The 19,617-nt window shown below is 40.8% G+C and carries 21 protein-coding genes; 13 read left to right on the plus strand and 8 right to left on the minus strand.

Translation table 11 applies throughout. From position 1 onward, the window contains the following. The first annotated feature begins 6 nt into the window (after positions 1 to 6). The 3 genes from AA0X95_RS07575 to AA0X95_RS07585 all read left to right on the plus strand — a co-directional run bounded on the left by AA0X95_RS07575 (position 7) and on the right by AA0X95_RS07585 (position 3,014). Positions 7 to 741: an amino acid ABC transporter ATP-binding protein gene (locus AA0X95_RS07575; protein WP_413307372.1), complete on the plus strand. Its 735-nt coding sequence runs from the start codon at positions 7 to 9 to the stop codon at positions 739 to 741. 185 nt (positions 742 to 926) lie between these two features. Then, on the plus strand, positions 927 to 1,478 hold the full coding sequence (locus AA0X95_RS07580) for an NfeD family protein (RefSeq protein WP_413307374.1): 552 nt from the start codon (positions 927 to 929) through the stop codon (positions 1,476 to 1,478). A gap of 15 nt (positions 1,479 to 1,493) precedes the next feature. Continuing rightward, positions 1,494 to 3,014, plus strand: coding sequence for an SPFH domain-containing protein (locus tag AA0X95_RS07585; RefSeq protein ID WP_413307377.1), 1,521 nt, complete (start codon positions 1,494 to 1,496; stop codon positions 3,012 to 3,014). 44 nt (positions 3,015 to 3,058) lie between these two features. Here the strand turns inward: AA0X95_RS07585 and AA0X95_RS07590 are convergent, their stop codons facing one another. Next, positions 3,059 to 3,697: a sensor histidine kinase gene (locus AA0X95_RS07590; RefSeq protein ID WP_413309887.1), complete on the minus strand. Its 639-nt coding sequence runs from the start codon at positions 3,695 to 3,697 to the stop codon at positions 3,059 to 3,061. A 195-nt stretch (positions 3,698 to 3,892) separates the two neighbouring features. Here AA0X95_RS07590 and AA0X95_RS07595 point away from each other — a divergent pair, with 195 nt between their 5' ends. After that, complete coding sequence (locus tag AA0X95_RS07595) at positions 3,893 to 4,603, plus strand: response regulator transcription factor (RefSeq protein WP_413307380.1); 711 nt, start codon at positions 3,893 to 3,895, stop codon at positions 4,601 to 4,603. Next, positions 4,581 to 5,954: an ATP-binding protein gene (locus tag AA0X95_RS07600; RefSeq protein WP_413307383.1), complete on the plus strand. Its 1,374-nt coding sequence runs from the start codon at positions 4,581 to 4,583 to the stop codon at positions 5,952 to 5,954. Before AA0X95_RS07595 ends, AA0X95_RS07600 begins: the two co-directional genes overlap by 23 nt. Before the next feature lie 33 nt (positions 5,955 to 5,987). Here AA0X95_RS07600 and AA0X95_RS07605 read toward each other — a convergent pair whose 3' ends face one another. From AA0X95_RS07605 to AA0X95_RS07625, 5 genes are all read right to left on the minus strand, one after another. Beyond that, positions 5,988 to 6,746, minus strand: coding sequence for a (S)-benzoin forming benzil reductase (locus AA0X95_RS07605; protein ID WP_413307386.1), 759 nt, complete (start codon positions 6,744 to 6,746; stop codon positions 5,988 to 5,990). 122 nt (positions 6,747 to 6,868) lie between these two features. Further along, on the minus strand, positions 6,869 to 7,612 hold the full coding sequence (locus tag AA0X95_RS07610; RefSeq protein ID WP_413307389.1) for an ATP-binding cassette domain-containing protein: 744 nt from the start codon (positions 7,610 to 7,612) through the stop codon (positions 6,869 to 6,871). Then, positions 7,609 to 8,307: an ABC transporter permease gene (locus tag AA0X95_RS07615; protein ID WP_413307392.1), complete on the minus strand. Its 699-nt coding sequence runs from the start codon at positions 8,305 to 8,307 to the stop codon at positions 7,609 to 7,611. The genes AA0X95_RS07610 and AA0X95_RS07615 overlap by 4 nt, the downstream gene beginning before the upstream one ends. Before the next feature lie 72 nt (positions 8,308 to 8,379). After that, positions 8,380 to 9,246 carry a substrate-binding domain-containing protein gene (locus tag AA0X95_RS07620; RefSeq protein WP_413307395.1) on the minus strand — a complete coding sequence of 289 codons (867 nt, stop codon included), beginning with the start codon at positions 9,244 to 9,246 and terminating at the stop codon, positions 8,380 to 8,382. Next, positions 9,240 to 10,184, minus strand: a complete 945-nt coding sequence (locus tag AA0X95_RS07625; RefSeq protein WP_413307398.1) for a substrate-binding domain-containing protein — start codon at positions 10,182 to 10,184, stop codon at positions 9,240 to 9,242. The genes AA0X95_RS07620 and AA0X95_RS07625 overlap by 7 nt, the downstream gene beginning before the upstream one ends. A gap of 244 nt (positions 10,185 to 10,428) precedes the next feature. Here AA0X95_RS07625 and AA0X95_RS07630 point away from each other — a divergent pair, with 244 nt between their 5' ends. Next, positions 10,429 to 11,091, plus strand: coding sequence for an FMN-dependent NADH-azoreductase (locus tag AA0X95_RS07630; RefSeq protein ID WP_413307401.1), 663 nt, complete (start codon positions 10,429 to 10,431; stop codon positions 11,089 to 11,091). A 140-nt stretch (positions 11,092 to 11,231) separates the two neighbouring features. Here the strand turns inward: AA0X95_RS07630 and AA0X95_RS07635 are convergent, their stop codons facing one another. Continuing rightward, positions 11,232 to 12,014 carry an undecaprenyl-diphosphate phosphatase gene (locus AA0X95_RS07635; protein WP_413307404.1) on the minus strand — a complete coding sequence of 261 codons (783 nt, stop codon included), beginning with the start codon at positions 12,012 to 12,014 and terminating at the stop codon, positions 11,232 to 11,234. Positions 12,015 to 12,218: 204 nt separating this feature from the next. On the opposite strand from AA0X95_RS07635, the gene AA0X95_RS07640 reads away from it, so the two are divergent. After that, positions 12,219 to 12,983, plus strand: a complete 765-nt coding sequence (locus AA0X95_RS07640) for a DUF4931 domain-containing protein (protein WP_413307406.1) — start codon at positions 12,219 to 12,221, stop codon at positions 12,981 to 12,983. Between the two features lie 107 nt (positions 12,984 to 13,090). Then, the gene (locus tag AA0X95_RS07645; protein WP_413307409.1) at positions 13,091 to 14,260 is read left to right on the plus strand and encodes an FtsW/RodA/SpoVE family cell cycle protein; all 1,170 of its coding nucleotides are present in this window, start codon (positions 13,091 to 13,093) and stop codon (positions 14,258 to 14,260) included. 220 nt (positions 14,261 to 14,480) lie between these two features. Here AA0X95_RS07645 and AA0X95_RS07650 read toward each other — a convergent pair whose 3' ends face one another. Continuing rightward, the gene (locus tag AA0X95_RS07650; protein WP_413307411.1) at positions 14,481 to 15,449 is read right to left on the minus strand and encodes an ABC transporter substrate-binding protein; all 969 of its coding nucleotides are present in this window, start codon (positions 15,447 to 15,449) and stop codon (positions 14,481 to 14,483) included. A 246-nt stretch (positions 15,450 to 15,695) separates the two neighbouring features. Here AA0X95_RS07650 and AA0X95_RS07655 point away from each other — a divergent pair, with 246 nt between their 5' ends. Genes AA0X95_RS07655 through AA0X95_RS07675 form a run of 5 tightly spaced genes read left to right on the plus strand, consistent with a single transcriptional unit; the run spans position 15,696 to position 19,602 of the window. Next, the gene (locus AA0X95_RS07655; protein ID WP_413307414.1) at positions 15,696 to 16,700 is read left to right on the plus strand and encodes a FecCD family ABC transporter permease; all 1,005 of its coding nucleotides are present in this window, start codon (positions 15,696 to 15,698) and stop codon (positions 16,698 to 16,700) included. After that, complete coding sequence (locus tag AA0X95_RS07660; protein ID WP_413307417.1) at positions 16,697 to 17,752, plus strand: FecCD family ABC transporter permease; 1,056 nt, start codon at positions 16,697 to 16,699, stop codon at positions 17,750 to 17,752. Before AA0X95_RS07655 ends, AA0X95_RS07660 begins: the two co-directional genes overlap by 4 nt. Positions 17,753 to 17,782: 30 nt before the next feature. Further along, positions 17,783 to 18,607, plus strand: a complete 825-nt coding sequence (locus AA0X95_RS07665) for an ABC transporter ATP-binding protein (RefSeq protein ID WP_413307420.1) — start codon at positions 17,783 to 17,785, stop codon at positions 18,605 to 18,607. Continuing rightward, entirely contained in the window at positions 18,600 to 19,394 is a 795-nt protein-coding gene (fhuF, locus tag AA0X95_RS07670) for a siderophore-iron reductase FhuF (RefSeq protein ID WP_413307423.1), read from the plus strand. Before AA0X95_RS07665 ends, fhuF begins: the two co-directional genes overlap by 8 nt. After that, entirely contained in the window at positions 19,354 to 19,602 is a 249-nt protein-coding gene (locus tag AA0X95_RS07675; protein ID WP_413309889.1) for a YusU family protein, read from the plus strand. Before fhuF ends, AA0X95_RS07675 begins: the two co-directional genes overlap by 41 nt. Positions 19,603 to 19,617: the final 15 nt, after the last annotated feature.

Here is a 19,617-nt window from a genome sequence, read left to right on the forward strand (position 1 = left end):
GTTACGATGATTTCAATTAAGGGTCTATATAAACAGTTCGGTCAATTAGAAGTGTTAAAGGGAATTGACCTTGAGGTGGAGAAGGGAAAAGTGGTGGTTGTCATCGGGCCGTCCGGTTCCGGAAAGACAACTATGCTTCGCTGCTTGAATGTGTTGGAAACTCCGACAAAAGGGATCATTTCGATCGAAGGTCAGAGTCTTGATTTTTCAAAGCCAGTTGCGAAAAAAAATATTTCCACGTTCCGGCGATTAACCGGAATGGTGTTTCAAAATTATAATCTTTTTCCACATAAAACGGCCCTTGAAAACGTGATGGAAGGACCAGTGGTGGTGAAGGGTGAAAGTAAAGATGCTGCTCGAAAAAAAGCCCAGTCTCTATTAGAGAAGGTTGGTCTTGGGGATAAGATTGACTATTATCCTGCACAGCTTTCAGGTGGCCAACAGCAGCGGGTCGGTATTGCACGTGCGCTCGCGATGGAGCCAGAGGTTATGCTGTTTGATGAACCGACATCGGCACTTGACCCGGAGCTTGTCGGTGAAGTATTAAAGGTTATGAAGGATCTTGCCGCAGAAGGCATGACGATGATTGTTGTCACCCACGAAATGCGCTTTGCCCGTGAAGCGGCGGATGAGGTCATCTTTATGGACCAGGGAGTTGTGGTCGAAAGAGACAAGCCAGAGGTCATCTTCACCCATCCGAAAGAAGAACGAACCAGGAAGTTTTTGAATATGATTCAGTAAGGTGCTGTAGCTCGGGGAGCTATGGCACTTTTTTGTTCTACGAAAGTTCATAGAATATCCTCATTGTCCGACAGGAAATTGAGTATCAATATGGAATCCTTATATTATTCGGTAATTTTTTGAAGAAAAATGAAACTTTTTCCATTAATTAACCGTATATAAGGTACCTACATAAGAAGGGACTGATGCCTTTGGAACCTTTTAGCATTCCTTTAGAAACCATTTATTTGTATGGCTTGATTATCTCAGGAGTATTAACCATTCTGTATGTCTTGTTTGCGGATGTGTTTCATTTCCACGGTGCGGGAGATGGTGGACTTCACTTTTTAAATCCTGTCTTAATCTTTGCCTTTATCACGATCTTATCAGCAAGCGGCTATTTATTTGAAAAGCTATCATCCCTACATTATTTACTTATCTTAGGAATCTCAGCAGTTGCCGCTTTTATTGTCGTCACCTTATTAAATGTATTTGTTCTCGTACCTTTATCCTCTGCGGAGGAGTCTCTTGTCTACAAAGAATCAGACTTAAGGGGACGAATAGGGACCGTGATCACACCTATCCCTGCTGATGGCTTTGGGGAAGTGATGATTGATAGCACAAGTGGAAGAATTGCTAAACCAGCATCAAGCTTTGATGGAGAGCAAATCCCAAATGGCACAACTGTGCTTGTTGTACAGGTGAAAAATGGGGTACTTGAAGTCACTGTTCATCAGGAATTAGAGAGTTTTATTTAGAGGGGGTTTTAAGAAATGGAATTTAGCATTATTTGGGTTATTATCGGCATTGTTGCACTTATTCTCTTAGCGTTAATTGGCGTGTTTATCACAAAGTATAGAACAGCTGGACCTGACGAGGCACTTATCGTAACAGGTAGCTTCCTCGGTAACGGGAATGTCCATGTGGACGAATCAGGAAACAAAATCAAGATTATCCGCGGTGGCGGTAGCTTTATTTTACCAGTATTCCAACAAGCGAAGCCGCTTAGCTTGCTATCAAGTAAACTCGAAGTGACCACCCCTGAGGTATACACAGAGCAAGGTGTTCCCGTTATGGCAGATGGCGTAGCAATTATTAAAATTGGTGGTTCCATTAGTGAAATCGCAACGGCTGCTGAGCAGTTTCTTGGCAAGCCGAAGGAAGACCGCGAAAACGAAGCAAGAGAAGTCCTTGAGGGGCATCTACGGTCCATTCTTGGCTCTATGACGGTAGAAGAAATTTATAAAAACCGTGACAAATTTTCGCAGGAGGTCCAAAGGGTAGCATCACAGGATCTAGCGAAAATGGGGTTAGTCATTGTTTCGTTCACTATTAAAGATGTTCGTGATAAAAACGGCTACCTTGACTCACTTGGTAAGCCACGTATTGCGCAAGTAAAAAGGGATGCCGATATTGCTACGGCCGAGGCGGAGAAAGAAACACGGATAAAAAAAGCGGAAGCCGCTAAGGAAGCAAAACGTAGTGAACTGGAGCGCGCAACAGAAATCGCTGAAGCAGAGAAAACGAATCAGCTGAAAGTCGCTGATTTCCGCCGTGAGCAAGATATTGCCAAAGCCCGTGCAGACCAAGCGTATGATCTTGAAAGTGCACGTTCGAAGCAAGAGGTAATGGAGCAAGAAATGCAAATCAAGATTATCGAAAGACAAAAGCAAATTGAACTGGAAGAAAAAGAAATTCAGCGTCGCGAACGCCAATATGATTCTGAAGTGAAGAAAAAGGCTGACGCCGATCGTTACTCTGTTGAGCAATCAGCAGCAGCGGATAAAGCGAAGCAAATGGCGGAAGCAGAAGCGAATAAATACCGGATCGAAGCGATGGCAAAGGCGGAAGCTGAGCGAATCCGTTTAGACGGTTTGGCGAAAGCAGAGGCACAAAAAGCACAAGGTTCTACGGAAGCAGAAATTATTCGCTTAAAAGGTTTGGCTGAAGCGGAAGCAAAAGAAAAAATTGCCGAAGCATTCGAGCAGTTCGGGCAAGCGGCAATCTTGGATATGGTTATTAAAATGCTTCCTGAATATGCGAAGCAAGTGGCAGCTCCATTATCTAATATCGATAAAATTACGGTTGTGGATACGGGAGGCGGTTCAGGTGAAAACGGCGGTGCCAATAAAATTACCAGTTATGCAACGAACCTAATGGCGAGCCTTCAGGAATCCTTAAAGGCTTCAAGCGGCATTGATGTGAAAGAACTAATTGAAAACTATTCAGGTAAAGGCAATGTGAGAAAAAGCATTGAGGAATTAACAGACGAAGTGAAAAAGAAAGTAGAATAAACAACAAAAACTCCTTATCAATCATCGTGATAAGGAGTTTTTATTTAAATGATTATTTCAAAAGTCGTACCCTCATTCGGGCCGCTTGTTACCTCAATTGTTCCACCATGGGCATCGACCAACTGCTTCACAATAGCTAGTCCAAGCCCCGAGCCGCCAAGTGCCCGGGTTCTTGATTTATCCACACGATAGAAGCGTTCAAAGATGCGAGGTAAGTCTTCTTCGGGTATACCTTTCCCTTCATCTTGTACTCGTATATGAATTTTTCCACTAATCTGTTTTGCTTCAACTTTAATTAAGCTATGTGACTCTGAATATTTCCGCGCATTATCCAGCAGATTGAGGATGACCTGTTCAAATCGGATCGGGTCAATCGATAAATAAAGATTATCCGGGCAATCAAGAAAAAGGTCCATATGCTGTTCTTTCAATGCCGGCGAAACTTTTTCAATGATTCCTTGGAAATAGGGACGTAAATGAACCTCTTCTTTTTCAATAGAGAACGTATTTTCATCCATTTTCGCCAAATTAAAAAGTTCCTTCACCAGGTTGGATAACTTCAGTGACTCTTCATGGATGATGTTTAAATACTGTTTCCGATCCTGTTCATTCGTTTCCTTACGGCGGGCGATATCTGCATAGCCCTTAATATAAGTTAACGGCGTTCGCAGCTCGTGTGAGATATTTTAATTGATATTTTATTCATTCAATCAGCACCTCACTCTCCTTAGAATACTACAACAATCGAGTAGATGGAGATTCATATTGTAGCCAATTTTTAAAAATTGAAGATGTTTTGACTAAGTTGTAGCGAATTTGTGAAGTTACAAAAATCACAGACCCAAGATGATATAGTAAAGATATGGGGAGTGATTATAATGAAAATATTATTAGTGGATGATGAACGTAGAATTATAGAAGTTCTCGAGGCCTACTTAGAGAGAGAAGGCTATGAAATTCACAGTGCTGATAATGGGATAGATGCGTTAAAGAAGGCAAAAAGCATAAACCCTGACTTAATTATTTTAGACCTAATGCTGCCCGATATTTCTGGTGAGGAGGTCTGCCGTTTGGTGCGAAAAGAATCAGATGTCCCTATACTGATGCTTACGGCCAAATCAGCTGAGGATGACCGAATCAACGGGATTGTTATGGGGGCAGATGACTACTTAACAAAGCCCTTTAGTCCCCGGGAAGTGGTTGTACGCGTCCAGGCAATTTTAAGACGTGTCAAAAAGACGGAGAAAGTACAACTCCTTGAATTCAACGGAAAAAAACTAGTGGTTGACCTAATAAAGAAAGAAGTCAAAGTAAACGGAGAATATGTGACCTTAACTCCTATAGAATACAAGCTATTAACCAATATGGCGGAAAATCCAGGTCGCGTATACAGCCGAATGGATTTATTAGAGAAAATACAGGACGAGGGCATGTATTATGAAGGCTATGAACGCAGTGTGGATACACATATTAAAAACCTTCGAAAAAAAATAGAACAAGATACACGACAGCCGGATTTCATCGTGACTGTTTTTGGAATGGGCTATAAATTTGGAGGGGTACTAGATGCTGCAAACACTCCGGTCTAAAATCCTTTTTTATTTAGTTTTGATTTCAATGATCGGAATCTTAATCGTCAGCTTTTTTATTCAGTATGGGTTTGAAGAGAGCTTTAACAGCTATTTAGACAGAAACAGAGAAAAGAAGATTGATCGAATTATCACGGAAATTGAGAAGGATTATAGAAAGAATGGACATTTTACCAGTGATCCTGTGTATGGTCTGTTGCACGAGCATGCAATGACCGATCAGCTTTATTTCCAATTATATGATCGGTTTGGACAACTGCAGATGGATTCTTCTAATATCCGGAGCATGTTAAATAGCTTCGGTTTGACTGAACCAGCACCGCGTGGGGAGGAGTGGCATTCCAAAACCTATACACTGAAGGTGAATAATACCATCATAGGGAAACTGGTGGCCATTTATCCAAAAGGTTTAATTGATGATGAATATACGTTTATTCAAACCATTCAGCTCTACATTTACGCAGCGGTATGTTTAACGATTGTTCTAGCCATCGTCTTCAGTATGCTGTTTTCAAAAAAGATGACTTCTGGGCTAAAAAAGTTATCGTTTGCCGCAAATGAATTGCAGCAGCATAATTTGGACATCCGAATCCCGTTGTCAGGTCTGCCTACTGAAGTGAAGCAAATTGCCATCTCCTTCAATAACCTTGCAGAATCCTTGGCAAGGGAAGAAATGCTTCGGAAGCAGTTTACCGGTGATCTGGCCCATGAATTAAGAACGCCCCTAGCGACTTTGAGAAGTCAAATTGAAGCCTTTCAGGATGGGATTTGGGAGCCAACCCCACAGCGTTTGCAGGTAAGTCACGAAGAGCTAATGCGCTTAGTAAGACTAGTGAATGAACTAGAAAAATTACTAGCTGCTGAAAATCCGCAAATTAGGCTGGAAAAAATAGAATTAGAAGCTGGTAGTGTATTAGAGGCCCTATATGAAATGTTTATGCCAATATTTAAGGAGAAGGGGGTACACCTTCATATTGAGGAGCCTGAACAGGAGGAAATGTTTGAGGCGGACAAAGACAAACTCATGCAAATTCTGTCAAACATCTTAAATAATGCATTGAAATATACACCAGAAGGGAAGCATGTTACCCTTTCTGTCCAAACGGATAAGGAAGGCTATGTTGGTTTCAAAATTCAAGATGAAGGATCAGGTATGGCAGAAGATGATATCCCGCATATATTCGAACGGTTTTATCGCGGCGACAAATCGCGAGATCGCAAAACAGGTGGGGTCGGCATTGGTCTCTCCATTGTAAAGGCCTTAATGGATGCCCATAAAGGGTTAATCAAAGTAAAAAGTAAACTAAACAAGGGAACCAGCATCACCTTATGGTTTCCGCAGGAAGACTAAAAAAGGCCTTTGCAATATGCAAGGCCTCTTTGCTTACTCTATTAAATCCTTAATATTGTACACTTTTCCACTTTCTACATTTCCACTAAGCAGCAAGTCTATTAATGCATTTGCCACAGTGTCAGCCGATAAGAGAAGACTTTTCTCCTTGAATTCCTTGAAGCGCTCCAAATCTTTAAACGCTTCTTTTGAAGAAGAGCGAATGGTGGCCTGCATGTTGGTATCCATTACTCCTGGACTGAAGGCAATGATTTTGTTGTTCGTCTTCATTTCAGCCTGTTCGAGTGCTGCAGTCTGTGTAAACATATTAAGGCCCGCTTTAGAACTGCAGTACACACTCCAGCCTTCGATTGAACGGACGGCTGCCCCGGAGGTCACATTGATGACCTGTACCTTCGTATTTGTGACCTGTGCTTTATTAAAAAAGAGATTGGTTGTAATAATTGGAGCAATTAAATTGACTTGGATATTGCGGATGATCGGCGTGTGATCTAAATTTCCGACTGTCTGAATCGGTTCAATTACGCCCGCGTTGTTAAAAAGAAGAATCTCTTTCGGATCTTTTTCAAAAATCCAGTGGGCAATCTCCATGAATACTTCCTGTACTTCTTTTTCCAAAGAGAGATTGCAGGCATAATGTTGATAAAATAAACCATTTTCAGCAGCCATTTGTTTAATTTCCTTGTTTTCTGTTCTAGAAACAGAAACAACAGCAATTTGTTCTCGAATGAGGCGTTTCGCAATCGCTTCGCCTAGACCCTTGGATGCACCGGTTATAACTGCATATTTCATGGAATGAACTCCCCTTAAACCATAGATTTATATGTATTTGTAAAAAGTTAACTTCTACCACATTTTATTCCTGTCGCCGTTTTTAATCAAACAAAAAAGACAGTCCTTATGGGAACTGTCTTTTAACGTGCGACTGGGAAGAATTTTTTCCATTCATTTAAGAAAGGGGAGGTGGCGGCATTTGGGTGTTCGAGAACTCGCGAGGTGGGTCCTGTTTGCTTCACTTCACCATTGGCAATAATAGCAAGCTGCTTGGTAAGATAATGAATTTCCATTAAGTCATGGCTGACAAACACTGCCGTGGTTTTTGCTTCTTCGATAATTCGCTTGAAATCTTCCATTAACCTTATTTTTGTCGGAAAATCTAGAGCCGAAAATGGTTCATCGAGAAAAAGAATTTCGGGATCCACAATCATGGCCCGTGCTAAATTTACCCTTTGCGCCTCGCCACCGGATAGATAGAGCGCATTTTTTTTCGCTAGATGGGTGATGCCAAATACCTCCATCCAATAAGAGACTTTTTCCTTAATGATACTTTTTGGAACCTTTCGTAAGGTTAAGCCAATGGCGATGTTGTGAAAAACAGTCGCATCTAAAAGTAAGGATTGCTGGAGGGCAATTGAGAATTTCCTTCGTAACTCTAGCGGTGCATTTCCTTTTGGGATGGACTGTCCACGGTAAAGAATCTCACCGTTCGTTTGATTTTCAAGAAAAGCGAGTACCTTTAGCAACGTACTTTTTCCCGCACCATTCGGTCCCATAATGCCGAGGAAATCACCGTCATGAATCTGGAATTCAGGAATATTGAGAATCGTTCTGCCTTGGGCTTTAAAGTTAATATTTTTCAGTTCGATCAATGGGCTCATGAGAATCGCTTCCTTTGCTGTAAAAAGGTTAATAGGGCTGTAATCAATAGGGCAAGGGTCAATAAAATAAAAGAGAGAGCGAGAGCGATATCGAAATTACCCTTAGATACTTCCATCACAATCGTAGTAGTTAAAATTCGGGTGTCACCCTGAATATTTCCTCCTACCATCATAGCGGCACCCACCTCAGCAATGACCCGGCCGAAGCCAGCCATTACCGCAGCTAGAATCGCAATTTTTGATTGTTTGACGAGAATGACTAACGTTTGAAGCTTTGTTGCACCTAGGGCTTTGATTTGCAGAAGCATTTTATCGTTGATTTGTTGAAATGCTGAACAAGTCAAGCTTGTAATAATAGGCAGTGAAACTAACACCTGTGCCATGACAATGGCTGTGGGTGAATACAGCAGGGACCAATCACCTAACGGCCCTGATCGCCATAAAAACATGGTAATCCAAAGTCCGGCAACAACAGGGGGGAGCCCCATCCCCATATTAATAAATAATAGAAGTAATTTGCGGCCGCTAAATCTAGTTAATCCAAGTAGGATACCAAGGGGAAGACCAAGTAAGGTGCTAAATAGGATGGAAATTAAACAGACCTTTAGAGTCAGCCAAGTAATTTCAAATACCTCTGGGTCTCCTGAGAAGATCATTTCAAATGCTTTCTTAAGTCCATCTAGTAATAGTTCCATCCTAAGCTGCCCTCCAGGTCTTAAAAGGAGGCTGACTTTTGTGCTTTTAGTCAGCCTCCTCTCTATTAAAATCTATTCAGTATATTTATAGAACAAAGATTGACCATAGTCTTTCTTTCCAAAGTTTTCAATCACATCTTGAGTTTTTGAATCTACCATAAATTCTACAAATTTTTCGGCATCTTTGCTATTAATTTTATCATGCTTTTCAGGATTTACTTGCATTACATGATAAATGTTCATTAAATCCTTGCCGCCTTCAACCACAATTTGAAGCGTGTCTAAGTTTTTAGCTTGTGCAAGCCAAGTAGCACGGTCTGTTAGAACATAGCCTTTTTTCTCAGCCGCCACCTGTAATGTTTGGCCCATTCCTTGACCTGTAGAAACATACCAGTCACCTGCAGGCTTAATGTTCGCTAAAGTCCAAATACTAAGCTCTTTTTTGTTTGTACCAGAATCGTCCCCACGGGAAATAAAAGTAGCTTTCGTTTCAGCAAGCTTCTTAAACGCAGCAGTAATGTCATCACCGCTGACACCCGCTGGATTTTCTTTTGGACCTACTAGAATGAAGTCATTATACATGACGCGTTTATAGTTAATGGCATCACCAGCATCAACGACAGCTTTTTCGGCTGCAGGGGCATGCACAAGAAGGGCATCGGCTTCTCCTTTTGTTCCCATCTCTAAGGCTTGTCCAGTACCAACCGCAATGGTTTTTACTTTTACATTATTTTGCTTTTCAAACATGGGTATGAGGACGTCTAATAAACCGCTGTCCTGGGTACTTGTTGTTGTCGCAAGAATCATTTCTGTTGGAGCTGCCTTAGGTTCTACCTTTTTCTCCTTTGCAGCTGCATCATTTGTGTCGGATTTTCCGCAAGCGGAAAGGACTAAAAGCATTAAAGCAAATAAAAAGGCAACATAGCGATTTTTTAACATGTGGTTTCCTCCGGTAAAGTAGTTTGATAGATAACTTTTCCTAAATCTACGATAGAATAACCTTCTAATTCAGTTAAACTATCCTTGAACTCTGTGGTTTGTAAGTATTGAATTAACTCTGTTAGTTTCTGTTTGTTTTCCTCCGTGAAGCGGAACACAAGATCAAAATGTTCTTGAGACACGGGAATAAAATCAAGACCTAAATGACTGGCAGCGGACTGAATTCCAAAGGCAACATCAGCAATCCCTCTACTTATATAGGAAGCCGCCGACAGATGAGTCCACTCTTCATTGCTGTACCCGTTAATTTTACTAGGATTAATCCCATAGGTCGCTAGCTTGGAGTCTAGTAAAAATCGTGTTCCTGCTCCCTTTTGTCGGTTGATGAATTGGACATCATTTCTTACAAGGTCTGGGAAATCAAGAATACTTTTTGGATTGCCCTTTGCAACAATAAAGCCTTGCTGTCTTGCCGCCAATCGAAGGACCAGGATTGATTCATAGACAAAAAGCTGATGAATAAATGGCAGATTATATTCTTGGGATGTCGGATCTAATAGATGAATGGCGGCGATATCACATTGGCCGCGGTAAAGCATCATGAGGCCTTCTAAACTGCCTATGTAAGAAGGCTGAATTTGTAGATTTAATGCAGTGCCAGCCTGTTTAGCAAAATGCTCGACAAGAAAATCGTGACTTCCGGATAATCGAATAGAGAGGGAATGATTACCTAACTTGTTTGATAGTCCAGTATGACTTTTCTTAGCCGGAGCTTTCGTATTCTCTTTATACCTTTCAAGCTCGGCGTGCTCAATTCTCATTTTGTTTCCAATTTTGAATGCCTGCAGCTCACCTCTTTTAATTAACTCATAAACAGTATGTTTAGAGATTTGAAAGATTTGGGCCACTTCATCGGGAGTATATGCCTTTTCTTCCATGTGTCACCCACCTTTTCCAATTCCAAGTTAACTTTAATAAAAGATTATCATATTGGAAGTGACTTTTGTTAAGTTTTGTTAAGTTTTGTTTGGTTTCGTATAGAATTGTCACGAATTGTTCAAAGCAAGCTGTAAATTTCACATAAATATCACAAACTTCACTTTTTGTTCAATGGTGAGCATGGAAGTTTGTTGTAGTATAGTAGTAGAAATAATAAATTGTGGAATAAGGGAAGGGATGCACATGTCGAAGCTTTTGTATATTACGGCTAATCCGAAAAACGATATAAAGCTCTCAAAAGGTATGCAGATTGGGGAAGTATTTTTAGAGGAGTTTAAAAAGGAACAGCCAGATGTAGAAATTGAACATATGCACTTATATAGCATGGATATTCCCCAGATTGACATGGATTTACTCTATGCACGTGCAAAATTATCTTTTATGGGATATACAAAAGAACAGCTTACAGAAGACGAGCTGACAAAAATCGAAAAAATGCATGCGCTGGCTGACCGTTTTATTGATGCGGACTACTATGTATTTGTTACTCCAATTTGGAACCTTGGCGCACCGGCAATTTTAAAATCTTTCATGGATTGTTTATTTATTGCTGGAAAAACATTTAAATACTCTGAGCATGGTGCAGAGGGTCTTCTTACGGGAAGAAAGGCTATTCACATTCAAACACGTGGAGGCATTTATTCAAGTGGCCGGATGGTGGATTTTGAAATGGGCGATCGTTATCTAAGTAAAGCACTTGAATTCCTTGGCTTTGACTTGATGGAAACCGTTTTTGCAGAAGGAATGGACCATTTTCCTAAAATGATCCCGGAAATTATGGCAAAAGCGAAAGAACAAGCCGCAGAGGCAGCTCGCAAAATGGCAAAACAAGCTGAAACAGTATAAAAAAAGGCAGTTCGAGTCATCTCGAACTGCTTTTTTGTGACTAATATCTATTCTATTTGCGATAAAAGGTGGTTTATTTACGTTAATCCACCTTTTATTTGCGATAACCGACCTTTTATTTGCGAAACCGATTCAGCCGATTAAAACTTCCCTGTAAATTGGAAAAACAAGACGATAATACCAAGTGCCCATACATAAATAGCAAACGGTTTTAATGAATTCTTTTTCAAATAACCAATCATCCATTTAACGGCAATATAGCCAAAAATGGCAGACGAGATTATCCCCACGAGCAAAGCAGACAAGGAGATTTCCTCACCAGCGCCGCCTAACAAATCCTTCGTTTGCAGCACAATCGCACCAGCAATAGCAGGAGTTGATAAGAGAAAGGAGAAATAGGCCGCGGTTTCTCGATCTAATTTCCGCCAGAGGGCTGCTACTATCGTCATACCTGAACGAGAAATGGCCGGCATAATGGCTACCGCTTGAAAAGTACCAATTATCAACGCATCCTTATAACTAATATCGTCCATTTTCTTATACCCATTTTTTGCTGAATCTGCAAGCCACAGAAATAGTCCTGTAACGAGAAACTCCCAGCCAATCGTAACGCCCGTCTTGGAAATTTCATCAATATAATCTTTTAATGTAAGACCGAAAATAACGGCAGGAATCGTACCAACGATCAACAAAAAGGTTAACTTACTAAAGGGATTTTTGATGATTTTAATAAATTCATCCTTATAAAAAACAAAAACAGCAAGTAAGGTACCGACATGGAGCATGGTATCGAGTAAAAGTCCTGCCTCCTGCAACCCAAATAAATTTCTTCCTAAATAAAGATGGCCTGTACTGCTAATGGGCAAAAATTCCGTTAAACCTTGAATAATTCCGAGAATAAGTGCTTCCAGTTTTGTTAACATAGGTCCCCCCTCATTTCTACATAATAATAAGCCTGTACATTAAAAAGATATGCATAGAATAGCGGCTTCATGAAATTCCTCTTAATTTTAGGTTTATTTGACCAATTAGTTCACTGAAATTCTCTGACGAACAAACAAAATATGTGCAAATGGAGGGGAGACTCCCATAAAATAGAACTATAACGTTCGAGAGGAGAAACGCGTTTGGAACATTCACATCTGCATTTTAATACTTCTATTGGAGTCAAGAAGCCAGAAAATATCCGGAACAAACAACAGGCCTGCCCTTTTTGCGAACGTGACCAACTGACGGACCTTATTGCGGTTGATGGACCCATCATTTTATTGAAAAATAAATTCCCTGTTTTAGAAAATACTTTTCAGACCGTATTGATTGAAACAGATGATTGCCATGCAGAGCTTTCGACGTATTCAAAAGATCATTTACATCGGTTAATAAAATTCGGAATCAAGCATTGGCTTGAAATGGAGGAAACCGGCCACTATCGTTCGGTGATCTTTTTCAAAAATCATGGCCCATTATCAGGAGGAACACTTGCCCATCCGCATATGCAAATTGTTGGGTTAAATGATATTGATTACAAAGAAAAGGTTAGCCATGAAATGTTTGAAGGGCTCGTGATTGCAGAAGGGGAGGGCACGCGCTTTACACTTTCCACCAAGCCACGTGTGGGATTTTATGAGTTTAATATCGAAATGAATGATTCGAGTTACCAGGAAACTTTTTCTGAGTTCATGCAAATAGCGGTTCATTATATACTCAATCATTTTCCATTCAAGGCAACGAGCTACAATGTGTTTTTTCATCATATTGATGATAAAATCTACGCCAAGGTTGTTTCCCGTTTCATAACCACTCCACTTTACATCGGCTACGGCCTTCCACAAGTCCCAAGCAATCTAGAATGGATGGCAAACGAAGTAAAGCGGATTTACTTTAATAGCTAGGACATTGGTAGTAAATAAAACCATTCATGGTTTAGAAGTTGTGATTTGTCCTCATTAAAAATATAATGGAGGAATGGACAAGTTTTAATATAAGGTGGTGACCTAGTATGACTTCAAATAAAAATACAACTTCTAAACTTGATTATAATCTCGTTTTTATACTAATATTACTTTTTCTAGCCAGCTGTTTAGCGATCTATAGCGCCCAGGCAAGCGGACAATATAAGGAGAACTTTCTATTAAAGCAGATTGTTTGGTACGTCGTTGGTGGGGGGATTATCGCGAGTGTCATGACGCTTGATTCCGATCAATTACGTAAGCTAACCTGGTATGCGTATGGCTTCGGACTTTTCCTGCTTGCATTTCTGATTGTTGCGCCACCTAGCATTGCACCGGTCATTAACGGAGCAAAAAACTGGTTTAAGGTTCCGGGGATGGGTACTATCCAGCCGTCAGAGTTTGTTAAAATTTTTATTATTTTAGCTCTTTCTCGGACGATTGAGGACCATCATAACAAAAACCTGATCAAAACGATGCAATCCGATTTCTTGCTGTTAGTGAAGCTTGGAATGGTAACAATGGCACCGTTGATTCTAATCATTAAACAGGACTTAGGAACTTCTCTCGTTTTCCTTGCCATCCTGTTAGGGATGATTTTTATTTCGGGGATTTCCTGGAAGCTGCTCACACCATTGTTTTCAGTCGGTGTCTTGCTGATTGGAACGATTTTTTACTTCGTTCTTTGGAATCCAGAACTACTCGAAAAATATCTTGGAGTCAAGCAATATCAGTTCAATCGGATTTATTCCTGGCTTGACCCGTATAGCTATCAAGGATCGGATGCCTATCAGTTGACTAAATCGTTACTTGCAATTGGATCTGGGCAGACTGGAGGCAAAGGAACGGGTAACCGTGAAGTGTACCTTCCGGAAAGCCAAACTGATTTCATTTTTAGCGTCGTCGGTGAGGAATATGGTTTTATTGGAGCGAGTGTGTTAATCAGTTTATTTTTCTTATTGGTTTATCACATTACCAAGGTTGGAATGGAAACGAAGAATAACTTTTATACGTATATATGTGTAGGTGTAATCAGCATGATTACCTTCCACGTCTTTCAAAATATCGGAATGACCATTGGCGTCCTGCCAATTACGGGTATTCCATTGCCATTCATCAGCTATGGGGGAAGTGCCCTAATGGGGAATATGCTCGGACTGGGTTTAATCTTTTCCATACGGTACCATTATAAAAAATACATGTTCTCAACAACAGCATAAAACAGAAGAGAGCGGGGTCATGGCAGCCCCGCTCTATTTTTGTGGCTTCAAAATAAGGGTTTGGCGGAATAAATTGAAAGGTTGGCGGAATTGCAGCCAAAGTCGGCGGAATAACTCCAAAAGTTGGCGGAATCCCGCCTCAAGTTGGCGGAATCCCGCCGCATGCTATCAAATACAAAGAAGAAGACCGCCTGCATCCCAGGCGGTCCGAACATTTATCTTATTTTTTCAGGAAGATTTTCTCAACATCATCAAGCATTAGATTAGCAGCAATGACACCACCTGCTGTGTTCCAAATCGCATCGTTTACTTCGTGTACTTCACCTTTTTTCGCTACTTCAAGGTTTTTGAATAACGGGTCAGCAATCCATTCTTTTGCAAGGGTATTGCCTTTTCCATCACCTGTATCATAAGTGAAATAGAAGAGGATGTCCCCATCCATCGCTGGAATGCGCTCTTTCGTTACATTCTTTTCAGCAAAATCATCCACGTTTTGGCTCTCAGGACGAACAAATCCAAGGTCATTTAAGATCACACCTGAGAATGTATCTTTATGGTAAATACGAACTTCTCCAGACATAAAACGAACCATAGAAACTTTCATGTTCTTTTTGTCGCCAAGCTTTTCCTTAATGTCTGCAATTCGGGCATTGTACTTTTCTAAAACTTCATTCCCTTTATCTACTTTATTAACAGCTTTCGCATAAAGAGAATAGTTCGCTTTCCAGTCACCGCGTAAAGTTTCGGCAAAAACAGTTGGTGCAATCGCACTTAGTTGCTCATAAATTTTTTCTTGACGCATTTTATTACCGATAATTAAGTCAGGCTTCAATGCAGCAATTGCTTCAACGTTTACTTCACTTTCTGTACCCACAACTTTTGTATCCTTTAACTGATCGGCAATGTGCTCATACCAAGGGTCACCAGTCCAAGACTTAACCGCACCAACAGGAGTAACTCCCATAGATAAGAGGGCTTCTGTTCCTTCATTTGTAAGAATAACTACACGTTTTGGCGTACTTTTGATAGTGGTCGAACCCATTGCGTGTTCGACAGTATAGCTTTTTTCAGCAGTAGACTTTGGTGCTTCTTTCTTTTCAGTTGTTTTTTCTTCAGCACCGCCACAAGCTGCCAGTAAGAAAATGGCTAGGATGGAGAAGATAGATAATAAAGATTTTGTCATTTTCATATTGTATGTATCCTCCTTAGGTAAATGTAAATGATAATCATTTTCAATGACAACCTTATCATAAAATGAACAATTGGAAGATGTCAACGGTTTAATTGAAAATGATTTTCAAAATCATTTACAAATTTGTGAACAACAATAAAATGGTAAATGAAAATGATTTTCATAGTCATTGACAATCATTATCATTTAGAGATAGACTTAAATTAATTACTACTATAAACATGTTAGAAGGGTTTCAATCACATGCTGTTAAAAAGTACACCATTAAAATGGCTGGGACTAATCACTGCTATTTTGCTAATGCTGTTATTAATGTGTGCCAGTGTCATTTTTGGTTATACAGACACCAGCTGGCGGACAGCAATCGAGTCCTATACGAATTATAATGGGTCAAACGAACATATTATTATTCAAACTGTTAGATTTCCGAGAGCATTAATTGCTTCCGCAGTGGGGGCAAGCCTTGCCATTGCTGGAGTACTCATGCAAACATTAACCAAAAATCCTTTGGCATCGCCAGGAATCTTTGGGATTAATGCGGGAGCAGGGTTTGCAGTTGTTGTGGCCATTACTTTATTTTCAGTAACAGACCTTCAAGCATTCAACGGTCTCGCCTTCTTGGGGGCAGCTGTAGCCGCTGTCAGTGTATATGCCATCGGTTCCTTTGGTCGTGAAGGCTTAACACCGATGAAGCTAACCTTAGCTGGAGCAGCGATGTCAGCCATGTTTTCTTCTTTTACACAAGGCTTGCTTGTAGTTGATGAAGCGGCATTGGAGCAGGTATTATTCTGGCTGGCAGGGTCTGTTCAAGGAAGAAAATTGGAGACCTTGTTTTCCGTCTTACCTTATATTGGGGTTGGCTGGGTAGGTGCCGTGCTTATTTCTGGAAAAATGAATATCTTGTCCATGGGGGAAGATGTGGCTAAGGGGCTTGGGCTAAACACAGGTCTAGTCAAACTAGCTATCGGCGTCATTGTGATCCTACTTGCGGGCGGTTCGGTGGCAGTCGCCGGTCCGATTGGGTTTGTAGGGATTGTGGTTCCTCATATTACAAGGTCCCTTATTGGAATTGATCATCGTTGGGTGATTCCCTTATCAGGTATTTTAGGGGCCATCCTCTTATTAGCAGCAGATATTGCTGCAAGATATATCTTAATGCCATCTGAAGTGCCTGTCGGTGTCATGACGGCGGTTATTGGGACTCCATTCTTTATTTTTATTGCAAGAAGGGGGTTCAACGGACGATGAGCAAATATAAAAATTTCCGCTTATTAAATGATAGAATATCATTTTTAATCGACAAGAAAGCAGCTACCACTTTTATCATCCTGCTGATTGCAGCCTTCATTGTCTTTGTTATTAGTACAGGGACGGGAGAAATGAAAATTAACCCATTCACGGTGGTACAAGTATTGTTCGGCGGCGGTCCTGAAATGGAAAAGCTTATCATTACCTCCTTTCGATTGCCAAGAATCATTGTTGCCCTAATGGTTGGTATTTCATTAGCGGTTGCCGGTGGTATTTTACAAGGAATGATTCGAAATCCGCTGGCATCGCCTGATGTACTTGGAATTACAGGTGGCGCGGCTGTTGCAGTGGTTGGGTTTTTAGCCTTTTTTAGTGATAAAAATAATGCCTTAACAGTCAGTATTGCTTGGCTTCCGTTAGCCGCCTTTTTAGGTGCTGGGATTGTTGCCTTTTTAGTGTACATTCTTGCTTGGAAAAATGGAGTATCGCCTATCCGTCTTGTTTTAATTGGAATAGGGATTTCCACTTTGATGCAGGCACTAACGACATTGATGATGATTATGGGGCCGATTTATCAGGCAAGTCAGGCAAATATATGGATTACGGGTACGGTTTACGGTTCTAACTGGAAAAATGTTGCTACATTGGTTCCTTGGACGATTACGTTCCTCTTAATTGCTTTCTTTGCAGCGAGAACAATCAATATTCAAGAACTCGGGGATGAAGTGGCAACGGGGTTAGGTGGAAAAGTTCAAAAACAACGATTTTTATTGTTGATGATTAGTACTGCTTTGATTGGAAGCTCGGTCGCTTTTGCAGGGGGTATTGGTTTCGTTGGCTTGATGGCACCACATATGGCAAGGCGGTTAGTAGGCTCCTCATTTGGTGCGCTGCTTCCGGCTTCTGCACTAATTGGTGGCATCCTTGTTATGACAGCCGATTTGATCGGAAGAACCATGTTTTCACCTATGGAGGTACCTGCGGGTGTGTTTACAGCCGGTATTGGGGCACCGTATTTTATCTACTTACTTTTTAAAACAAGAAATGCATAGTAGAAGACAAACGTTAACGAAGGAGCTGGCATGAGAATGAATGCGATTGAAACGAAGAATTTATCACTTTCATATGGAGAGACCCTCATTATTAATGAGTTGGATTTGAAAATTCCGAAGGGTGAGATCACCGTTTTTATTGGAGCAAACGGGTGCGGGAAATCTACCCTTCTTCGTTCGATCGCCCGTCTCTTGAAGCCAACTTCTGGCGGTGTGTTGCTCGAAGGAAAAGCCATCGCAAAGCTTTCAACTAAGGAAATCGCCAAAAAGATGGCCATTTTACCTCAGTCTCCTTCAGCACCAGAAGGGTTAACCGTACTTCAACTCGTTAAACAGGGCCGTTACCCTCATCAATCGTGGTTAAAACAATGGTCAGAGGAAGATGAAAAAAAGGTCAATGAAGCCCTAAAGGCGACCCGTTTAGAGGATTTAAAAGAAAGAACAGTAGATTCACTTTCCGGCGGACAAAGACAGCGTGCCTGGATTGCCATGACATTAGCTCAGGATACAGATGTTATTCTTTTAGACGAACCAACCACTTACTTGGATATGACACATCAAATCGAAATTCTCGATTTACTGTTTGAATTAAATGAAAAGAAAAAGCGGACCGTTGTGATGGTACTTCATGACCTTAACCTTGCTTGCCGATATGCTCATAACGTGGTAGCTATTAAGGATAAAAAGGTGTATGCCCAGGGCAAGCCTGAGCATGTCATTAATTGTGGTCTTGTAAAAAATGTGTTTGGTATGGACTGTGAGGTCACGATGGATCCATTATTCGGAACACCATTGTGCATTCCTTATGGCAGGGGAAGATGTATTCTCGATAAGGCGGTGGCGATGAATGGATAAAGAGCTGATGGAAAATGAGCTTATTGGTTTGGAGAAATACAGGCTGGGCAGTGAAAGTGCGGATTCTTTTCCTATTGCTTCTCTGCTTGATGAGTCATTCCTTAAAGACTTTCTTGAAAAGTTAGCTCTGACCATTGGAGCACCTTCCACAAAGGTTGCTGCATCCATTTTTATTAAAAGATATGCTTTTTTAGCAGTAACGGTCCTTTATAGTATGAGTGTTTGGAATAAAAAGTTGAATGTAACAGTAGAAAATATATCAATGGAATCTCCTGAACAGGGGAAAGCCTGGCTCCCGTCTTTTTCGTTAAAGGATATGACTACACAGGATTGGAATGGAGAGAATCGCGCGCTATGGCGTGATACCGTGCTCCGGGACCTTTTCGCCAACAACATTTATCCAATCATAGTGGCATTAGAAAAAGCTGTAGGTATATCCAAGTTAATTATGTGGGAAAATATGGCTGTTTACTTGTTTTGGCTCTATGAAAAAGAATTGAAAGAGAACGAGAATAGTAATGTAGCAGACGACTTCCGTTATTTGTTACTAGAAGCAGAAGGTTCTTTATTCGGCCAATATAATTTAAATCCTCTGCAGCGATATTATAGTGAAAAGACATATGTAGAAGAGAGTGATGAACAGATCCGACTAAGAAAAACGTGCTGTTACTCATATCAGCTGCCAGCAGGAAAACGCTGTAAAGTTTGCCCATGTACGTATGTTGCTAAGGATGGAAGGTGTCATGATGGAGAAAGTATTTGTTCAGCAGTTCGAAGCTTTGCTTGAGAAGTATAGTGAGCTTTTGGTTGGAGAATCCAATGAGGAGACAAAGGAAAAGGTAAAGGCGTGGGCCTTGTATACGCATATTGCGAAGTCCATGCCTGCTTTAGCTAAGCATTGGAATGAGCTGTACCCTGATGGGAAAGAAGAAATGAAACAGATTGTTGGCGAAATCAAGCAGATGAACGAAAAGCATCGGAGATCAGCTCAATAAGTACATAAAAAACCC

The sequence above is a fragment of the Neobacillus phoenicis genome, assembly GCF_047302305.1.
Lineage (GTDB): Bacteria > Bacillota > Bacilli > Bacillales > Cytobacillaceae > Neobacillus.